Raw genomic sequence first — 19,144 nt, 5'->3', positions numbered from 1 at the left:
CATCCGTTCTCAGGTCGGACTCAGCAGCAGCGGCATTGCAGGTTACGGTCCTGTTCGTCGTCGCGCTCGCGCCAGAACAGTCGCTCGAGCATCGGAGGGGTGCCGGGATGGGCGGCGGCGAGGTGGGCGAGGTACACCTCGTACGCGTTGTCGCCCATCACCGCCTTGAGATACCGGCCGGCTTTGACGAGCCCGACCGCGAGCGCGTTCATTCGTGCCTCGCTCTCACCCGCCGGCGCTCGACCGGCAAGGCATCCCACTGCTTCTGGATGCGTTTCTCGGCCTTCGTCGACGAGAGCCCGCGTGGCCTCGTGCCCTGTCGGCGTCGTAGCTCCTCGGAACCCCTCAGTCGCGGTGTGCCCGCGCCGTCCGGCATCCGTTCTGCCTCGTCGCAAGCCTCTTAGCAACGATGGTACAACTGCGATCGCCCGAGCGGGCGGCATTAATCGATGGGTGTGGCGGCGTCCGTCGGACGCGCGGGTGTTCCGGCGTCGCGCTGGTGCTCCGGCACAGGCGCGCGGCAAATCAACCCGCGCACCGTGCCGACCCGTCCCAGTGGGCGACTACCCGACGAGCGCTGGCACGCGTTTGGGCTGCACGATCAGCCACAGCGCGCAGATCGACACGAACGACGTCGCGAACATCACCGACCCCATCGGCACCGCCGTGTCGATGCCGAGCCAGCCGACGATCGGCGAGATCAGTCCGGCGAGACCGAAGTTCAGGGCACCGAGAACGGATGCCGCTGTGCCGGCTTCACGCGCATGATTCACCAGGGCGAGCACCTGAACGGCCGGGAACCCGAAGCCGGCCGCCATGATGAAGAAGAACAGCGGAATGAGCACGCCGAGGAATCCGGCGCTGGACTCCGCGAGCACGACGATGGCGAGGGCAGCGGCGGCCTGGACGGCGGTCGTCACGCCGAGAATCCATTGCGGACCGTAGCGCCGCATCAGACGCGACGACACCTGTACGCCGAGAACGATGCCGATCGAGTTGATCGCGAAGAGGTAGCCGTACTGTTGCGGGTTGAGGCCGTACACATCCTGGAACAGGAACGATGAGGCCGACAGATACGCGAAGAGGCCGGAGAAGCTCATGCCGCCGATCAGCGCGACACCGACGAACACGCGGTCGCCGAACACCGAACGGTAGCGGTCTCGCGCGGTCGAATGACCGGCAACCTGGCGGCGCTCCGGCGGCAGCGTCTCGACGATGAACAGCGACACGGCCACGATGACGAGCACCCCGTACAGCGCGAGGAACACGAACAGGCCACGCCAGTCCAGAATCCGCAGCAGTTGCGATCCGATCACCGGGGCGAGGATCGGGGCCAGGCCGTTCACGAGGGCGAGGCGCGACAGCATCCGGACAAGTGGTTTTCCGCCGAAGAGGTCCCGCACCATCGCCATCGCCACGACACCGCCAGCCGCGGCGCCTGCTCCCTGCAGCACACGGAAGACGCCGAGCCACACGATGTCAGGGGCAAACGCGGCGCCGATACTCGCGGCGATGTGCACGCTCGTCGCCACGAGGAGGGGAAGCCGCCGCCCGACCTTGTCGCTCCACGGCCCCATGAAGAGCTGGCCGACCGCGAACCCGATCGTCGTGCCGGTGAGTGTCAGCTGGATGAGAGCCGCCGAGACGTTGAGTTCGCCTTCGAGTACCGGGAACGCCGGCAGATACAGGTCGATGGTGAACGGCCCCAGAGCGGTCAGCGCCCCGAGGACGAGGATGTAGACGAGCCGCTGCCTACGGGAGAGCGCGTCGCCGGGGTGCACAACGGTGGTCAATGAAATGGTTAATCCTCGAGTAAGCGGGAACTGCGGATGCCACGGCGGACGGCCGGTGCCCTGAACGTAACCACGCGATCGGTGCGGTATTCCCGTTCAGCGGCAGAAAATCGAATCGATTCGATCGGGCACTTCGGAGTAGCAGCGCGCCTGCCGCCGCGGGGGGGGGGTGTTTTTGCCTTGCGCGGCTGCTATGCCGCCCGCGCGGCGAAAAAACACCCGCGCTTCGCAGCGGGACCGCGTCGCGGTGTCGATCGACGAGCAGCAGAAGCTTGCAGAGCTCGAGGCTGGGAATCGCGCCGGCTGAGCCGGGACGGTTCGTGGGCATAACTCCGCCAGAAAGGGTGCCCGGGTTCGTGCGATCGCGCGTGGGCGCGCCCTCACTCCTCGACGACGCCGGGTCGGCGGAGTGGTGCGCGCACTCAGGCCTCAGCGGCGACCCCTTGTCTGAGGCGCAGCGGCGGCGGTTCGTGCGCATAACTCCGCCGGAAAAAGGCGCCCGGGGTCGTGCGATCGCGCGTGGGCGCGCTTCCCACTCCTCAACTACGCCGGATCGGCGGAGTTGTGCGCGCGGTCAGGCTCCCGCGCGCAGCGCGACCCGGGCCGGGTCGGCGATGAGCGGCTCGAATGCCAGCTCCGCTGCTCCGATCAGCAGCAGGTCGGGCCCGAGCGTCGCGCGCACGATCCGCACATCCTCGTAGGAGGCGGAGAGGGTCTGCCCGGCTACGAGGGTTTCGAGCAGTTCGGCGTCCACCGCGTGGATCGAGCCGAGGAACCCGCCGAGCACCACGAGTTCCGGGTTGAGCACGTTGATCGCGTTCCGCAGCGCGATGCTCAGGATGCCGAGCTGCCGCGACACCTCACGGCGCACCTCGGCATCGTCCGAGTCGAGCAGCGCCCGTTCCAGTTCCACCGGGTCGGCGGATTTGAGACCCAACAGCCCGAGCAGCCGGGTCCGGTTAACCTCGTCCTCGAGCACTCCCCCTGTGGACGGCTTGTCCGGCCCGTCCGGTGCGGTGACCAGGTTGTGCCCAAATTCCCCGGCGTACCCGCCCGCGCCGCCGAGCGGCATCCCGTTGGCGATCACGCCGCCGCCGATTCCGCTGGGCCCGCCGTTGAGGTAGATGAGGTCGTTGACGTCGCGCCCGGCACCGAAGATGTGCTCGGCGAGCGCACCGAGGCTCGCGTCGTTGGCGGCGAAACAGGCCAGGCCGGTCGCCTCCGCCAGCAGGGTTGCCACCGGCGCGTCGACCCAGCCGAGGTGCGGCGCCAGGCGCACCAGGCCGTCCGTCACGCGCACCAGACCGGGAACAGCGACCCCGACCCCGGCAATGACGGCGGATGTCGGCAGCCCAGCCCTCAGGTCGGCGATCAGCCCGGCGGTCACCCGCACCGTGTCATCCACCCCGAGCGGTTCGTCCAGTTCGTGCCGCACCTGCGACACGACGTGCCCGTGCATGCGCACGATGCCGACGGTGATGGCATCCTGCTCCGGATTCACGGCGAAGGCCACACAGTCCGGATGCGGGCGAACGACCGGCGACGGCCTCCCGACGCCCCGAGCACCGGCCGGTTCCACCTCGACGACGAGACGGAGCGCGGCCAGTTCACCGACGAGCGCGGCAACGGTCGAGCGGTTCAGCCCGGTCTCCCGCGTCAGGGTCGAACGGGACACCGCACCGCGGTGGTGAACGAGCCCGAGAATCCGAGAGAGGTTGTACCGACGAACCGTGTCGAGGTTGGTGCCGCGATTATTCACTGGTCAGCTCGGGATTCTGTGGCTCCTGGCGAGCTCGGCATACCAGTGCGCACTGTTCTTGGGCAGGCGTTCGAGGGTTTCATAGTCCACACGAACGATACCGAACCTCTTGGAGTACCCGTATCCCCACTCGAAGTTGTCGAGGAACGACCAGACCTGGTAGCCCCGCAGGTCGACGCCCTGGGCCAACGCCCGGTGCACCGCGGTGAGATGTCGGCGCAGGTAGTCGATGCGGTCCGCGTCGGGCACGGCCCCGTCGACGACCAGGTCGTCGAACGCCGCACCCTACAAGGAGATCATCAGCGGCAGGTTCGGGTAGCTCTCGTGCAGGGACAACAGCAGTTCTTCGAGCCCGGCGGGTTCGATGTTCCAGCCCATCTCGGTGTACGGGCCTGGCTGCGGCAGGAACTCGACCCGGTCGGCTCCGGGCCACGCGGTGCCGAGCGACGGCTTGTGCCCGTCTGCATTCTGCTTCTCGGAGATCCCGTCCCAGAGCCGCACTTTCGTGGTCGAGTAGTAGTTCACGCCGAGCAGGTCGAGCGGCTGGCGGATGAGTTCGAGGTCACCGTCGTGGACGAACGCCCAGTCCGTGACGGATGCTGTGTCCTCGAGCACGTCCGCAGGGTACGAGCCCTCGAGAATGGGCCCGAGGAACACCCGGTTGGCGAGGCCGTCGACCTGGCGGATCGCTTCAGGCCCGGTCTCCCCCTCACCACGGAAGACGTGCAGGTTGAGGGTGATCGAGAACGCCGGGTCGTTGGTGACGATCTCGCGGAGCGCGGAGACCGCGAGCCCATGCGCGAGGTTGAGGTGGTGCACCGCGGCGAGCGCCGACGCGCCGTCGGTACGGCCGGGGGCGTGCGCACCGGAGCCGTAGCCAAGGTACGCGGAGCACCAGGGTTCGTTGAGCGTGGTCCAGGTCTCGATCCGGTCGCCGAGCGCCTCCCCCAGAATCCGGGCGTAGTCGGCGAACGCGTACGCGGTGGCGCGGTTCGTCCAACCGCCGTCGTCCTCGAGCGCCTGCGGCAGGTCCCAGTGATACAGCGTCGCAATGGGGCGGATGCCGCGGGCGATCAGCCCATCGACAAGACGCTCGTAGAACGCCAGTCCCGCCGGGTTCGCCGGGCCTCGACCGGTCGGCTGGATCCGCGGCCAGGCGATCGAGAACCGGTAGGCCTCGAGCCCGAGGCTTTCCATCAGGTCGAGGTCCTCGTCGAGCCGGTGGTAGTGGTCGACGGCCACGTCGCCGGTGTCGCCGTTCCAGATCTTGCCGGGGGTGTGGCTGAAGGTGTCCCAGATCGACGGGCCCCGTCCGTCCTCGGTCGCGGCGCCCTCGACCTGGTACGACGCGGTGGCCGAACCGAAGACAAAGTCGGCGGGGAATTCGAGTCCGGCGTCGCGGTAGTCCGCGTTGCCCGCGGTCGTCGCGGTGAGCGTCGTGTCAGTGAGTATCGAATCGGTCATCGGAGGGACGCCTTTCGTTCGGTTGCTGTCGTGATGTCGCCGCCTGCGCGGCGTGCGCGGAAGAAAGCATCCGCATCGCTTGTGACGGTGACCGTGTCGCCCTCCGACGTGATCGTGAGGGTGACGGATGTCCCGTCGAGCGGGTTCTGGACGTCCACCGTCCGGGTCCCGGCGAAGCCCGGGTACACGGTGACGAGTGGGTTCTCGGTGAAGTCGTAGTCCGGCCGGTCGGAACGCGAGCCGGTGACGAGCACGGCTCCTTCACGCACCCACAGCGGGATGCTGTCGAACGCGTGCGTATCGCGGCGCCAGGCCGGCCCGGTCTCGGTCTCGCCCGTCAGGTAGTTCGTCCAGGTGCCGGCGGGCAGGTAGTACTGCACGTCGCCTGCCTCACTGAACACCGGGGCGACGAGGAGGTTCGGGCCCAGCAGGTACTGCCGGTCGAGGTAGTCGACGGCGGGGTCGCCGTGAAACTCGAGCTGCATCGGCCGCATGAACGGGGTGCCCGTGCGGTGCGCCTCGAGCCCGACCTCGTAGAGGTAGGGCATGAGCTCGAGCTTGAGGTTCGTGAAACGCCGGGTGACGTCGACGGCGCTCTGGCCGTCCGCCTCGGTGCCGTCATCGAACAGCCACGGCACCCGGTAGCTCGTCGAGCCGTGCAGGCGCGAGTGGCTCGACAGCAGGCCGAAGGCGACCCAGCGCTTGAAAACGGCCGCGTCGGGCATCCCCTCGAATCCGCCGATGTCGTGGCTCCAGTAGCCGAAGCCGCTGAACGCGAGCGAGAGCCCGCCACGCAGGGTCTCGGCCATCGACTCGTAACTGGAGGAGTTGTCCCCGCCCCAATGCACCGGCTGCTGCTGGCCGCCGACGGTGGCGGAGCGGGCGAACAGCACCGCGTCACCCTCGCCGCGGTACTCCTCGAGCACATCGAACACCGCTTTGTTGTAGAGCTGGGTGTACCAGTTGTGCATGACGTCGGGTGAGGAGCCGTCGTGCCAGACGACATCTGTGGGGATGCGCTCGCCGAAGTCGGTCTTGATCGCGTCGACGCCCTGTTCGAAAAGGCGGCGGAGCTTGTCCTGGAACCAGGCCGTGGCATCCGGGTTGGTGAAGTCGACGAGGCCCATGCCGGCCTGCCACATGTCCCACTGCCAGACGTCGCCGTTCGGCTTCTTGACGAGGTAGCCGGCGTCGCGGGCTTCGGCGAAGATCGCGGCGCGCTGGCCGATGTACGGGTTGATCCAGGCGGAGACGTGGAGGTTCTTGTCGTGGAGGCGGCCGAGCATGCCCTCCGGGTCGGGGAAGACCCGGGGGTCCCACTCGAAGTCGGTCCAGTTGAATTCGCGCATCCAGAAGCAGTCGAAGTGGAAGACGCTGAGCGGCAGGTCCCGTTCGGCCATGCCGTCGATGAAGCTCGACACCGTCGCCTCGTCGTACTGGGTGGTGAACGAGGTGGACAGCCAGAGGCCGTACGACCAGGCGGGCACGCGTGCGGGGCGCCCGGTGAGGCGGGTGTACCGCTCGAGCACCTCCTTCGGGGTGGGACCGTAGATGACGAAGTACTCGAGGGCGTCCCCGGCGACGGAGAACTGCACCTCCTCGACGGACTCGGTGCCGACCTCGAACGAGACGTGCTCGGGGTGGTTCACGAGCACGCCGTAACCGCGGTTGGTGAGGTAGAACGGCACGTTCTTGTAGGACTGCTCGCTCGACGTTCCGCCGTCGGCGTTCCAGATGTCGATCGTCTGGCCGTTCTTGACGAGCGGGCCGAATCGTTCACCGAGCCCGTAGACGAGTTCGCCCACGCCGAGCGTCAGCCGGCCGTGGAGGTAGGCGGATGCCGGGGCGAGTCCGGTCGTCGTGACACCGGAGATCCCGGCCGGCTCGGTGGTGACCGGAGCGTTCTCGTCGAGGGCCATGTAACCGATCGACTTGTGGCCGCTCGAGGTCAGGGTCGTGCCGTCCGCCTCGAAGCTCAACGACCAGGGCGCGCCCGCCGCGATGCGCGCCGTCAGGGCGCCCGACGCTAGTGTGCTACCGGCATCCGTCACCGTGATCCGGGCGTCGGCCGGCTCGGCGCCGACCAGTTCGAAGCCTGGTCCTGGCTTCGCGCCGGAGTTCTTCTCGACCCGGACCCGGATGATGCCTTCAAGCGGCGAGGACAGGCTCACCGTCAGGGCTGCCCGGTTGAGCACGTCACCCCGGCGTTCGATCACCTTGGTCGGTGCGGTGATGCGCAGCACGTCACCGTCTGCGTCGATGTCGTACGCCTCCTGGGCGTAGAGGGCGGAGACGCCGGGTCGGGCGCTCCAGAATCCGTCGGTGAATTTCATGAGCGGGTGTCCTCCCTGAGAACGACGACGGAACCCGGTGCGACCGCACCGGCCTCGAAGCGGTTTCCCGTCACGAGGTCCAGGCCGGCAGCATCCAGATGCAGCGGATCAGGCGAATGGTTGATGGCGAAGAGCCAGGAGCGATCGTCGCCGACACGGCGGGTGAGTTCGAGTCCGCGGTCGGCGACGGCGACCGGGCGCAGGTTCGCGCGGGAGACGAGATCGTCGACGAGGGCGCCGGTGGATTCGGCGTCGAGGTGGGTCGCCACATACGAAGCCGACCCGGCCCCGACGGTGTTGCGTGTGATCGCCGGGACGCCTTCCAACTCTCCTGTGGCGTAACCGGCGACGGCCGTCGCGCCGTCGAGGTGCGTGAGCTCCGTCCAGATCGACCCGGTCCAGCCGTTGTCGAGGGTGACGCGCTCGTCCTCGAACAGCGGAAAGATTTCCTCGACGCGGACGCCGAGCAGGTCGCGGAGAACGCCGGGGTAGGTTCCGTGGACCCGGTTGTGCTCGTTGACAATGCCGGAGAAATAGGTCACTACGGCGTGGCCGCCCGCCGAGACCCAGGCGGTCAGCCGCCCGGCATTCTCCCCGGTCATCAGGAACAGGGTCGGCACGAGGACTGCAGTGTACCCGTCGAGGTCATCCGAAGGGTGGATGATGTCGACGGCGATCCCCCGGGCGGTGAGGGCACGGTGCAGCTCGAGCGCCACCGCGAGGGAGTTGATGTCGACCGTGGGCTTGCGGCCGGAACGGAGCGCGCTTGCCGCGTCGTAGTCGAAGAGCATCGCGACGGATGCCGTCTCCACGCGGCTGCCGGCGACCTCCGCGATCGCGGAGAGGGTCGCCCCGAGCGCCTCGGCTTCGCGGTAGACCTTGGTGTTAGCTCCCGCGTGGGGAACGACGGCGGAGTGGAACTGTTCGCTTCCGGCGGTGGACTGCCGCCACTGGAAGAACAACGCTCCTTCGGCGCCGCGGGCGATGTGCGCGAGGCTGTTGCGGGCCAGCTCGCCGGCGGATTTCGCGCGGTTGCGCGCCTGCCAGTTGACGGCCGAGGTGGAGTGCTCGATCAGCAGCCACGGGTCGCCCCCAGCCATGCCCCGGACCCGGTCGGCACTGAAGGCGAGTTCGCCGTGTCGCTCCGGGTCGATCCCGATCGTGTAGTGGTCGTTCGAGACGAGGTCGACTTCGCCGGCCCACGCGCGGTAGTCGCCCACGCCCGGGTGGTTCTGCACCATGAAGTTGGTGGTGACCGGCACCCGCGGGGTGATCCGGCGGAGGACCTCCCGCTCGGCGCGGTAATGATCGAGCAGGGCGTCGGAGCTGAACCGCTCGAAGTCGAGCAGAAGGCCGGGGTTGTGACCGGTCCGGCTGTACCGTGGTGGCTGGAGCTGGCCGAACGAGGTGTAGTGGTGACCCCAGAACGCCGTGCCCCAGGCCTCGTTGAGGGCGTCGATGGTTGTGAACGTCGCTTCGAGCCAGCGCTGCCAGGCGCGGCCGGTCTCATCGCTGAAGCATTTGGCGTTCTCGTTTCCGAGTTCGTTGCTCACGTGCCACAAACGCAGGGCGGGGTGCTCGCCGTAGCGTTCAGCGAGCTTCTCCACGACGCGAAGGGCGTACCGCCGGAACGTCGCCGAACTGGGTGACCAGCCGAGCCGACCGCCCTGGGCAGCACGGATGCCGTTGTCGTTCACCGGCAGGATCTCCGGGTGCGCCTGGAGCAGCCAGATCGGGGGTGCGGCGGTCGGTGTGGCTAGGTTGACGCCGATCCCGCCCTCGTGCAGGAGGCCCATGATGCGGTCGAGCCAGCCGAAATCGAACTCGCCGTCCGCGACTTCGATCAGGCCCCATGAGAAGACGCCGAGGTTGACCGAGTTGACTCCGGCGCGTCGCATCAGCTGAATGTCCTCGAGCCAGACCTTCTCCGGCCACTGCTCGGGGCTGTAGTCACCGCCGAAGGCGAATCCGTCGGAGATCCGGCGGAACTCGGTGGGCTGCACGAGGTCGTTCGCGCGGGACAGGAAGGTGGTCATGACAGGGGAATACTCTTTCCTTGAGCACGTCGCACGGGCAAGGCGCTCGAAACGTTTCGATGGTGGGCGGGCAGTCCGCCGGGGCGATCGGAGGGGAGGTCAGGGAACGACGGCCGTCGAACCGAGGTCGACGTACGCCGGCTCGATGAGCTCGACGTGGGGATCCACGACGCCGTTCAGCTGCGCCATGGTGAGCTCGACGGCCCTCGCGCAAGAGAGGTCCGCCGGGAGCGGTATGACATCGAGGGGCGGGTCGAAGTGTGTCGTGTCGAAGCTCGAGCAGGCCGAAATCAGCGACAGGTCGTCCGGCACGCTGACGCCACGCTGCCGCAGGAGCTCGAGCAGCGCGACCTGTACCGACTCGTTCGAGTTGAGCACGGTGGCGGTCATTCCGGGAACCGCTGCGCCGAGCGCGTCGAACGCGTTGCGGACGCTCGCGGCGTCCTCGCCCGACGGGACGAATCCGACGGTCACCCCCTGGCGCTCGGCTTCGGCGAGGAAGCCGTCGCGGAAACGGGCGGGGAAGTTCGAGCCGCGCTCGTAGACCAGGGGAACCTGTCCGAGCAGCCCGATCCGGGTGTGGCCCTGTTCGGTGAGCCGGCGGACGCTCAAAGCTCCAGCGGCCTCGAAGTCGAGGTCGACGCAGATGAGCCCGGTGGTGTCGCTGGGGATGCCGACGACCGCAGCCGGGAGGCCGAGTTCGCGCACGAGGTCGGTCCGGACGTCGACGGTCGACACGTCGAGCAGGATGATGCCGTCGACGAGGGAACTGCGGGCGACCCGGCGCAGGCCGCTCGTTGCTTCGTCCTGAGTGAGGAGAAGGACGTCGTAGTCGTATTTCCGTGCCGCCGTGACGACGGACAGGACGAAAGCCATGTGCGCGGGCGCATAGGTTCCGGCATGGAGGGGGGCACTCAGGGCGAGGATGTTCGTCCGCGTTCCCTTGAGCATCCGCGCGCCCGCATTCGGGCGGTAATCGAGCTGCAGGACCGCGTCGTCAATCCGGCGGCGAGTGGATTCCGCAATCGAGCGCTTGCCGCTGAGGGCGTATGACACGGTGGAAATGGACACACCGGCGACGCGTGCGACGTCGTGGATGTTGGCCATGGAGGACTCCGTTGTCTAAACGTTTCGATTGATACAGAGCGAGCCTAGATCATCGGCTCGCCCGCCCGCAAGTTGTTTGTGGTCCTCATCGACAAATCGAAAGCTGTCGATCAGGGTGCTCCGGCGGCCCGCAGGACAATCCCGTCCCAGGTGACGGTTGCCCGCTCCCCCGGCAAGACCGAGACGACGATGTCGGTGCCGCGGTAGACCACCCGGTACTCGCCGGCTGCGCCCGCCGCCAGAGTCGCGGAGGCCAGAGTCCCAGAGTCCCGGATCGCAGAGGCCAGAGTCGCCGAGACAAGCGTCCCGGCGGACCAGCTGACGTCGACGAGGAGGCCGGGTCGGACGCGAAGTCCCGTGGCGGTGCCCTCCGGCAGATCGACCGGAAGCGCCGGGAGCAGCGAAATTTCCCCGGAGTGGCTCTGCAGCAGCATCTCGCAGACCGCAGCCGGAAAGCCGAGGTTGCCGTCGATCTGGAACGGCGGGTGCGCGGCGAAGAAGTTCCGGTACAGACCACCGGCGTGCCCGGTTGCTCCCTCGGTCGAGGGCCGGAACACGAGGCGCAGGAGGTCGGCGACCCTGTCCGGCTGCCGCAGCCTGGCGCGCAGGCACAGTTTCCAGACCAGCGACCAGCCGGTGGAGTCGTCACCACGGCGATCAAGTGAGCGGGAAGCAGCGGCCTCGAGTGCCGGCGCCCGGGTGCCTCGACCCGGGTACAACGGGTATAGGTGCGAGACGTGCCGGTGCTGGGGGTCGGTCTCGTCGAGAACGGTTCCCCATTCCTCGATCTCGCCGGACGGCGTGATCCGCGGCCCGGCGATTCGGGAGCGAGCCGCCAGGACCTCGGCAACGATCGGCAAATCGAGCCGGTCCAGCCGGGCAGCCAGGTCCTCGACTGTGGAGAAGAGATCGGCGAGAAGAGCGCGATCAAGAGCGGATGCCGAGACCAGGGAGGCGGGTCCGTCCGGCGTCGAGAAGCGATTCTCAGGCGATGTCGACGGCCGTGTTCCGAGGTTCCCCGACTCGTCCTCGACGAGCCAGTCGAGGGCGAAGGCTGCCGCGCCCGTGGCGACGTCCCAGAACCGCGCCAGCCACCGGTCGTCCGCGGCCCCGAAGCGGCGATGCTCGTCGAGCTGCAGCACGAGCCAGATCCCGCCCATCGGCCACTGTGACCAGGACGCGTCGCCTGAGGTCGGCGAGCTGAACGCCCAGGCATCGGTGTTGTGGTGCGCGACCCAGCCGCGGCAGCTGTACAGCCGGCGGGCGGTATCTGCTCCGGCTGCCGCGAGGGCCTCGACCAGGTCGAGGAGCGGTTCATGGCACTCGGGCAGCTGGAGTGCTTCCGCTGCCCAGTAGTTCATTCCTGTGTTGATGTTGAGGGTGTAGTTGGACGACCAGGGTGGCTGCAGTTCGTTGTTCCACAGGCCCTGCAGGGTGGCCGGCAGGCCGCCTGGCCGCGAGGACGAGATCAGGAGGTAGCGGCCGTAGTCGAAAAGCAGCGCGACCAGTCCGGGGTCGATGCCGCCGTCCGCGGCCACCTCGCCGAGGCGCACATCCGGATCGGGGCTCACCTCGCTTGCCGCGCCCAGGCTGAGGCTGAGGCTGACCCTGTCATAGAGGGCCCGGTGAGCGCCGATGTGACGGTCGAGGAGGTCCTCGAACGGCGAGGCGAGTGCTGCGTCGACCCTCTTCGCAGCCAGCCGCATGGCATCCGCCTGCGTCGATCCCGCGCGAGTCGCCAGCCCGGAAAACGTCGTCTCCGTCGCGAGGACGAGCACGAGCTCGGTGACGCCGTCGACCCGCGCATCGCCTGAGGCACGGCCGTCATGGCGCCAGCCGGCCACGACGACCCCGGAAAGCGGGTCGATGCCAGGCAGGTCCCAGGTGAGCGCGGGTTCGTCGGGTTCGTGACCCGGCGCGACGTCGGAGGGAAGGTCGAATCCGATCGCCGTGCCGCCCGGCGAGGCGCTGCGGGAGGTCTCCCGGAGCGGCGTCCGGAGGTCGAGCGTCAGCCGGATCGGAGTCGTCGACCGAACCCGGTGCACAAGCACACCGTCCGGGGCGCTGATGAACGTGTCGTAGCGGAGGTCGTTTCCGGCCGAGGTCGCAATGACGGAGTGCGTCGCATCCCCCAGCGAGAGCGTCCGGGAGAAGTCCGTTGCCGCTGCGCTCGCCACGGTGATGGTGAGGTCGGCGAAGGGCAGGTACGCCTGCGAGTACCGCGACTGCAGCACCCGGAGTTCGCGCTCGGCGTCGACGGGTCGCCCCTCGGCGATCCGGGCGCGCGCCGCGGCGAGGGCCGCCGCCGCATCCTGAGCGGTCACCGCGCCACGCCGGTGCTCGCTGCCAGTCGAGCCCGACCAGGCCGTGCCGTCGTTCAGGTGGAGGTGAACCGTCTCCGGGCCGGCCTCGACCATCGCGCCGAGGTGGCCGTTGCCGAGCGGGAGGCTGTCGAGCCAGCCGTCGCTCGGACGGGAGTAGGTGAGAGACCTCGCCATCAGAACCGGACGCCGCCCGCTGCGAGACCTGACCGCCAGTACCGCTGGAGTGAGACGAACACGATGGCGATCGGGATGATTGACAGCATCGACCCGACGACCGTGAGGATCTGCAGGCCAGGCACGGTGATCGACGCCTGGTTCCAGCCGGTCAACCCGACGGTGAGCGGCATGAGCTCCTGGTCGGTGAGGACGAGGAGGGGAAGCATGTAGCTGTTCCAGCTGCCCAGGAAGGCGAAGAGCAGCACGGTGACCATGCCGGTCATCATCATGCGGATTGCTATCGAGCCGAAGATCCGGAACTCGCCCGCACCGTCGATGCGCGCCGCCTCGATGATTTCGAGCGGAACGGCCGATTGCGCGTAGATGTAGCAGAGCAGCACGCCAAACGGATAGACGAGAGCGGGCAGGAGCAGCCCGGCGTAGGTGTTGTTCAGCCCCATGCCGACGAGCAGCACGTAGGTGGGCTGCGCGAGGACCGTCCCGGGGACGAGGAGGCTGCCGAGCACGGCGCCGAGCAGGATCTTGCGCCCCCGGAACCGATAGACCGCGAGGGCGTACCCGGTGAGGGCGGACACGATCGTGGTCAGGATCGATCCGAACACCGAGTAGATGATCGAGTTCACCGTCCAGCGCCAGTAGATCCCGCCGTCGTAGCTGCTGAGGGCGGCGATGTTGTCGAAGAGGTTGAAGTCGCCCGCGAACCAGAGCCCCCAGGTGGAGAAAAGGTCGGACGTCGACTTCGTGGATGCCACGAGCAGCCAGTAGACGGGAAGGAGGAAGTACACGGCCGCGACGACCATGCCGAGGGTGACGGCGATCTGCCATCCCTTGCTGACGTGGCCTTCGAACGGCGTGTTCCTCGACTTCTTGCGGGCGGACGAGTCCTGCGGGTTGACGAGCACGGGGCTCGCGGCCACCAGTTCGGTTGCACTCATGACTGGTTCACTCCTTTGCGGCGGGTGGTGAGCTTCATGATGAGAACAGACAGGACAAATGTCGCAACACCGAGAAGGATCGCCATGGCCGAGGCGAGGTTGGGGTCATTGGTCGTCGTCGACGCGGCGTAGATGGCCATGTTCGGCGTGTAGTCGCTCGAGATGTTCGACGTGACCGTCTTGAGCACCGCCGGCTCGTTGAAGAGCTGGAGCGTGCCGATGATCGAGGAGAGCGTCGTGAGCAGGACGGCCGGCCAGATCATCGGAATCTTGATCGCCGTTGCGATGCGCAACTCTCCGGCTCCGTCGAGTTTGGCGGCCTCGTACATGTCCCGCGGCACCGATTGCAGCGCCGAGAACAGGATGATCATGTTGATGCCGACGGTCGACCAGATGCCGATGTTGGCGATCGCCCACAGCACCGTCCCCGGCGAGAGGAAGTCGGCGGGGATGCCGATCGATCGTAAAGCGGCGACGAGCGGGCTCACCGACGGCTGGTAGAGGAATCCCCAGAGCAGGGCGGCGATGACGCCGGGCACGGCATAGGGCAGGAAGACGGCAAGCTGGAAGAATCGCTTACCCTTCACCAGGGCGGAGTCGAAGAGCAGCGCGAGGATCGCCGAGATGAGGATCATCACCGGCACCTGCACGACGCCGTAGAGAAGGACGCGCCCAAAGCCGGCGATGAAGTCGGCGTCCTGCAGCGCCTTGGCGTATTGCTCAAACCAAACGAACACGGTCTCGTTGCCGGTGCCGAAGCCGAGCCCGGACGACGTCACGCGGAACATGCTGGTGCCGACGGCGACGAAGATCGGTGCGATGAGAAACCAGACGAACAGCACGGCGAACGGCAGCACGAAGAGATACGGGGCGAGCCGCAGCCCCGCGCCGGCACGCCGGCGCGGAGCTGCGATCGTGGTGGAGCTCATGGCTAGCTCCCGGCCTTGACGTTCAGTCCCTTGTCCTTGAGGGCGGCGATCGTCGCCGCCTGGACCTCGTCGAGCACCTGAACGAAGGTCTTCTCGCCGACGGCGACCTTGGCGAACCCGTCGGTGATACCGGCGGATGCCGTGGAGAAGGCGGGCCCGTCCACCCAGGTGTCCGGCGTGTTCCTGGCGGCCTCGATGAAGACCTCGTTGATGACCTGTCCGCCATAGAACTCCGACTCGCTTGTCAGCTCGGGCGATTCGAGCCCGGTGAGCGTGGATGGGAACAGCCCGCCGACGGAGATGAGCCGGTCCTGGGTTTCGCCGGCCGAGTTGATCCAGCTGGCGAACTTCGCAGCCGCCTCGGGGTTCTTCGCGCCCTTCAGGACGACGTTGGCCGCTCCACCGGATTCACCCGCGAAGTCCGACCCGGCGTTGGTCGGGAGCGGCGCGATCCTCCAGAGACCGGAGGTGTCTGCGGCGTTCTCCGCGAGCAGATTGGGGAACCATGCGGCGTACGAGATCGTGGCGAGCGTGCCGGCGTTGACCTGGGCCCAGTACTCCGGGGTCCACATCTCTGTGACCGCGACCAGGTCCTCGTCGAGCAACTGCTGCCAGCGCTCAGCCACGAGCTTGTTCTCGTCGCTGTTCACGCTGACCGTCCAGGTGTCGCCGTCGATGCCGAACCAACTGCCTTCGGCCTGCCAGACTTCCTGCATCCACTGGCCGATCTCACTCGGCGAGAAGCCGGCGATGTAGACGCTCGGATCGGCAGCGCGGATGGCTCGGGCCGCTTCGAGATATTCGTCCCAGGTGGTGGGGATCTCGATGCCGTACTTCGTGAAGATGTCTTCGCGGTACATCATCCCGGCCGGGCCAATGCCCTGCGGAACACCGTAGACGGCATCCCCGAACGACACGGAGGCCCATGAGCTCTCGGTGAATCGGCCTTCGACGTCGCCCGTGTACTTGGAGATGTCCTGGACACGGTCGGCGATGACGTATTCGGGAAGGTCGTGCGTGCTGAGCTGGACGACGTCCGGGCCGGCGCCGGCGTCGACTGCTGCCTTGACCTTTTCGCCGTCGTCACCGGTCATCCGGTGGAAGTCGACCTGGATGTCGGCGTTGTTCTCGTTCCAATCGTCGACGAGGTCTTCGAGCCCGGGGACCCAGCCCCAGACGCTGAGCTTCGTCGGCTCGGCGGAATCCGTGGAGCCGGTCGCCGAACATCCGGTGAGGGCGATTCCCGAAGCCGTCAGCATCGCGAGAACCGCGACGAGACCTTTTCGGCTGCGCCGGGAGGGGGTGTGTCGTGCCATCGTTGGCATCCTTTCTGGTGCGCCACGCGAAAACGTGGCGGCGGGAGTGACCCTGCACAGTGGCGGGGCGATGTTCACAGGTGGTGAGAGGGGTTTCGAGCCGTTCCACGGAGCCCGCAGTGCGGGAGTAGGGGCACGGTCATTTCGGGATACCTCGGATATCTCACAGCGAGCGCGATTCCGGGGTGCCGGTCTTTTGCTTCATTTGACGTCTTTGTCTAAACGTTTCGATGATGCGTTTTTAGGAGCATAAAACACGAAACATCGGAGCACAAGCTATTTGTGGATCTCTGCGACAAATCTGCGCCTACCCGCCCGCGACCTCCTGCATCGCCATTAGGGTGATCACAGATTCCGAACTCCGAGCGAAAGCGCCTCCATGTACGTCGACATGCCCGAAAGCCAACTCCCCGACTATCGCAGCACCCAGTTCGAGCCCGAGGACTTCGATGCGTTTTGGGACGAGAACATCGCTTCCGCGCGGGCGGAAGCATCCGACGTTCGCATCGAACTGGTCGACTCACCGCTCACGACCCTCGACGTCTTCGATGTGACGTTCTCGGGCTGGGACGGGCAGCCGGTCAAGGCATGGCTCCGGATTCCGAAGGACGCCCAGGGCCCGCTTCCTGCCGTCGTGCAGTACGTCGGTTACGGCGGCGGCCGCGGCCACCACCTGGAGAACCTGCTCTGGGCGTCGTCAGGGTTCGTGAGCTTCCAGATGGACACCCGGGGGCAGGGCAGCGGATGGGCGCGGGGAGACACCCCGGACCCCGTCGGCTCCGGGCCGCAGGTCTCCGGCATGATGACCAAGGGGATCGACAGCCGCGAAAACTACTACTACCGCCGACTGTTCACGGACGCCGTGCGTGCGATCGACACCGTGCGAGACCTGCCGATGGTCGACTCCGCGCGCGTGTCGGTGTTCGGGCAGAGCCAGGGCGGCGGCATTGCGCTTGCGGTCGCCGGGCTGGTGCCCGACCTTGCGGCCGTTTCACCGTGTGTGCCGTTCCTCTGCGACTTCCCGCGGGCGACCGTCATCACCGACTCGTACCCGTACAAGGAGATTCGCGACTTCCTCGCCGTCCACCGGGACAAGGCCGCGACAGTGGCATCGGTTCTCCCGTACTTCGACGGCGTGAACTTCGCTCGCCGGGCGCAGGCGCCCGCGCTGTTCTCCGCCAGCCAGATGGACGCCACGTGCCCGCCCTCGACGATCTACGGCGCCTACAACGTCTACGCCGGCGAGAAGGCGATGTCGCTGTGGCAGTACAACGGGCACGAGGGTGGCGGAATCCTCGACGAGCAGAACGCGCTCGAATTCTTCCGGTCGGTCGGTGCGCGCGGGTAGCCATGTCGGTCGGCGTTCATCCGTCTCAGATGCTGGGTTTCCTCTCTGGGGAACCGACATTCGCGACTTTTGAACCCGGGGGTGGCGCAGACGCCCAGCCTGTGTAATATGTTTTAACAATCAACAAATCACCGACGATGCTGAATCGGAGCATGCAATGAGCCTGACCCCCACCCGTGACGACAAGTTCTCCTTCGGACTGTGGACCGTCGGCTACAACGGCGCCGACCCCTTCGGCGGTCCGACCCGCGCTCCGCTCGACGCCGTGCACGCGGTCGAGAAGCTGTCGGAACTCGGCGCATACGGGCTCACCTTCCACGACGATGACCTTTTCGCATTCGGATCGACGGATGCCGAGCGCCAGGCCCAGATCGACCGCCTCAAGCAGGCGCTCACCGACACCGGCATCATCGTGCCGATGGTCACCACCAACCTGTTCTCGGCTCCCGTCTTCAAGGACGGCGGTTTCACCTCGAACGACCGCGCCGTCCGCCGGTTCGCCCTCCGCAAGGTGCTCAAAAACATCGACCTCGCCGCCGAGCTCGGCGCGAAGACGTTCGTCATGTGGGGCGGCCGCGAGGGCGCCGAGTACGACGCAGCCAAGGACATCCGGGCAGCACTCGAGCGCTACCGCGAAGCCGTGAACCTGCTCGGCGACTACGTCACCGACAAGGGCTACGACATCCGGTTCGCGATCGAGCCGAAGCCGAATGAGCCGCGCGGCGACATCCTGCTGCCGACCGTGGGCCACGCAATCGCGTTCATCTCCACGCTCGAGCGCCCTGAGCTCGTCGGGGTGAACCCCGAGGTCGGCCACGAGCAGATGGCCGGGCTGAACTTCACCGCCGGTATCGCCCAGGCGCTGTACCAGGGCAAGCTCTTCCACATCGACCTCAACGGCCAGCGCGGTATCAAGTACGACCAGGACCTCGTGTTCGGCCACGGCGACCTGCACAACGCGTTCTCGCTCGTGGACCTCCTCGAAAACGGTGGACCGCATGGCGGCCCGGCCTACGACGGCCCGCGCCACTTCGACTACAAGCCCAGCCGGACCGAAGACGAGACCGGAGTCTGGGACTCTGCAGCAGCGAACATGCGCACCTACCTCCTGCTCAAGGAGCGCGCTGCGGCGTTCCGGGCGGACCCCGAGGTTCAGGAAGCGCTCGCGGCATCGCGCGTGGGCGAGCTCTCGAACACGACCCTCGCCGACGGGGAGAGCTACGACGACCTGCTCGCTGACCGCTCCGCCTACGAGGACTTCGACGCGAACCCCTACTTCAACGGCAAGGGCTTCGGCTTCGTGCGCCTGCAGCAGCTCGCGCTCGAGCACCTGCTCAACGCTCGCTGACCTCGACCAAGGCGCATAACTCCGCCAGAATCCTCTCGCCGCCCCGGAAATCAGTTGCATCCGGTCGCCGGGGCGTACATTGGCGGAATTACGCACGTCATCCGGATCACGCCAGGAAGGACCAGCCATGCCCCTCGTCGCCGGCGTCGATTCCTCGACCCAGAGCTGCAAGATCCTGATCGCGGATGCCGCCACCGGGCGGATCGAGCGGCAGGGCCGCGCGCCGCATCCGGTGGGCACTGAAGTCGCGCCGTCCGCCTGGTGGGACGCGCTCT

Annotated in this window: 12 protein-coding genes and 2 pseudogenes; 3 read left to right on the top strand and 11 right to left on the bottom strand. The window is 67.2% G+C overall.

Going from position 1 to position 19,144, the window contains the following annotated elements:
• Positions 1-20: 20 nt before the first annotated feature.
• The 11 genes and pseudogenes from ACLQ62_RS12885 to ACLQ62_RS12835 form a co-directional block, all read right to left on the bottom strand.
• Complete coding sequence (locus ACLQ62_RS12885) at positions 21-212, bottom strand: YbdD/YjiX family protein (RefSeq protein WP_411722036.1); 192 nt, start codon at positions 210-212, stop codon at positions 21-23.
• 351 nt (positions 213-563) lie between these two features.
• Positions 564-1,793, bottom strand: a complete 1,230-nt coding sequence (locus tag ACLQ62_RS12880) for a multidrug effflux MFS transporter (protein ID WP_411722035.1) — start codon at positions 1,791-1,793, stop codon at positions 564-566.
• Positions 1,794-2,367: 574 nt separating this feature from the next.
• Complete coding sequence (locus ACLQ62_RS12875) at positions 2,368-3,552, bottom strand: ROK family protein (protein WP_411722034.1); 1,185 nt, start codon at positions 3,550-3,552, stop codon at positions 2,368-2,370.
• 3 nt (positions 3,553-3,555) lie between these two features.
• Positions 3,556-5,016: pseudogene (locus ACLQ62_RS12870) on the bottom strand (GH1 family beta-glucosidase).
• Positions 5,013-7,349: an alpha-xylosidase gene (gene yicI / locus ACLQ62_RS12865; RefSeq protein WP_411722033.1), complete on the bottom strand. Its 2,337-nt coding sequence runs from the start codon at positions 7,347-7,349 to the stop codon at positions 5,013-5,015. The pseudogene ACLQ62_RS12870 and the gene yicI overlap by 4 nt, the downstream one beginning before the upstream one ends.
• Positions 7,346-9,385 (bottom strand): beta-galactosidase, encoded by a 2,040-nt coding sequence (locus ACLQ62_RS12860; RefSeq protein ID WP_411722032.1) that lies wholly within the window; start codon positions 9,383-9,385, stop codon positions 7,346-7,348. Before ACLQ62_RS12860 ends, yicI begins: the two co-directional genes overlap by 4 nt.
• Before the next feature lie 99 nt (positions 9,386-9,484).
• Complete coding sequence (locus ACLQ62_RS12855; protein WP_411722031.1) at positions 9,485-10,492, bottom strand: LacI family DNA-binding transcriptional regulator; 1,008 nt, start codon at positions 10,490-10,492, stop codon at positions 9,485-9,487.
• 110 nt (positions 10,493-10,602) lie between these two features.
• Positions 10,603-12,990 carry a glycosyl hydrolase family 95 catalytic domain-containing protein gene (locus ACLQ62_RS12850; protein WP_411722030.1) on the bottom strand — a complete coding sequence of 796 codons (2,388 nt, stop codon included), beginning with the start codon at positions 12,988-12,990 and terminating at the stop codon, positions 10,603-10,605.
• Positions 12,990-13,928, bottom strand: a complete 939-nt coding sequence (locus ACLQ62_RS12845; RefSeq protein ID WP_411722029.1) for a carbohydrate ABC transporter permease — start codon at positions 13,926-13,928, stop codon at positions 12,990-12,992. Before ACLQ62_RS12845 ends, ACLQ62_RS12850 begins: the two co-directional genes overlap by 1 nt.
• Complete coding sequence (locus ACLQ62_RS12840) at positions 13,925-14,857, bottom strand: carbohydrate ABC transporter permease (protein WP_411722028.1); 933 nt, start codon at positions 14,855-14,857, stop codon at positions 13,925-13,927. Before ACLQ62_RS12840 ends, ACLQ62_RS12845 begins: the two co-directional genes overlap by 4 nt.
• Before the next feature lie 2 nt (positions 14,858-14,859).
• Positions 14,860-16,173 carry an ABC transporter substrate-binding protein gene (locus ACLQ62_RS12835; protein WP_411722027.1) on the bottom strand — a complete coding sequence of 438 codons (1,314 nt, stop codon included), beginning with the start codon at positions 16,171-16,173 and terminating at the stop codon, positions 14,860-14,862.
• Between the two features lie 391 nt (positions 16,174-16,564).
• Between ACLQ62_RS12835 and ACLQ62_RS12830 the strand changes: the two genes are divergently transcribed.
• From ACLQ62_RS12830 to ACLQ62_RS12820, 3 genes and pseudogenes are all read left to right on the top strand, one after another.
• The gene (locus ACLQ62_RS12830) at positions 16,565-17,521 is read left to right on the top strand and encodes an acetylxylan esterase (protein ID WP_411722026.1); all 957 of its coding nucleotides are present in this window, start codon (positions 16,565-16,567) and stop codon (positions 17,519-17,521) included.
• Between the two features lie 157 nt (positions 17,522-17,678).
• The gene (gene xylA / locus ACLQ62_RS12825; protein ID WP_411722025.1) at positions 17,679-18,869 is read left to right on the top strand and encodes a xylose isomerase; all 1,191 of its coding nucleotides are present in this window, start codon (positions 17,679-17,681) and stop codon (positions 18,867-18,869) included.
• Positions 18,870-18,996: 127 nt separating this feature from the next.
• Positions 18,997-19,144 (top strand): annotated as a pseudogene (locus ACLQ62_RS12820) (xylulose kinase); the annotation flags it as partial.

It is taken from the genome of Mycetocola sp. (assembly GCF_046716805.1).
Taxonomy (GTDB): domain Bacteria; phylum Actinomycetota; class Actinomycetes; order Actinomycetales; family Microbacteriaceae; genus Mycetocola_A.
Note: the sequence above shows the minus strand (reverse complement) of the source record. Positions and strands in the feature narration are given on the sequence as shown.

Bases quoted from the DNA above. Each gene is read 5' to 3' on its own strand.
- ACLQ62_RS12885 (WP_411722036.1), bottom strand. From the start codon at position 212: ATGAACGCGCTCGCGGTCGGGCTCGTCAAAGCCGGCCGGTATCTCAAG.
- yicI (WP_411722033.1), bottom strand. From the start codon at position 7,349: ATGAAATTCACCGACGGATTCTGGAGCGCCCGACCCGGCGTCTCCGCC.
- ACLQ62_RS12860 (WP_411722032.1), bottom strand. From the start codon at position 9,385: ATGACCACCTTCCTGTCCCGCGCGAACGACCTCGTGCAGCCCACCGAG.
- ACLQ62_RS12855 (WP_411722031.1), bottom strand. From the start codon at position 10,492: ATGGCCAACATCCACGACGTCGCACGCGTCGCCGGTGTGTCCATTTCC.
- ACLQ62_RS12850 (WP_411722030.1), bottom strand. From the start codon at position 12,990: ATGGCGAGGTCTCTCACCTACTCCCGTCCGAGCGACGGCTGGCTCGAC.
- ACLQ62_RS12845 (WP_411722029.1), bottom strand. From the start codon at position 13,928: ATGAGTGCAACCGAACTGGTGGCCGCGAGCCCCGTGCTCGTCAACCCG.
- ACLQ62_RS12840 (WP_411722028.1), bottom strand. From the start codon at position 14,857: ATGAGCTCCACCACGATCGCAGCTCCGCGCCGGCGTGCCGGCGCGGGG.
- ACLQ62_RS12835 (WP_411722027.1), bottom strand. From the start codon at position 16,173: ATGGCACGACACACCCCCTCCCGGCGCAGCCGAAAAGGTCTCGTCGCG.
- ACLQ62_RS12830 (WP_411722026.1), top strand. From the start codon at position 16,565: ATGCCCGAAAGCCAACTCCCCGACTATCGCAGCACCCAGTTCGAGCCC.
- xylA (WP_411722025.1), top strand. From the start codon at position 17,679: ATGAGCCTGACCCCCACCCGTGACGACAAGTTCTCCTTCGGACTGTGG.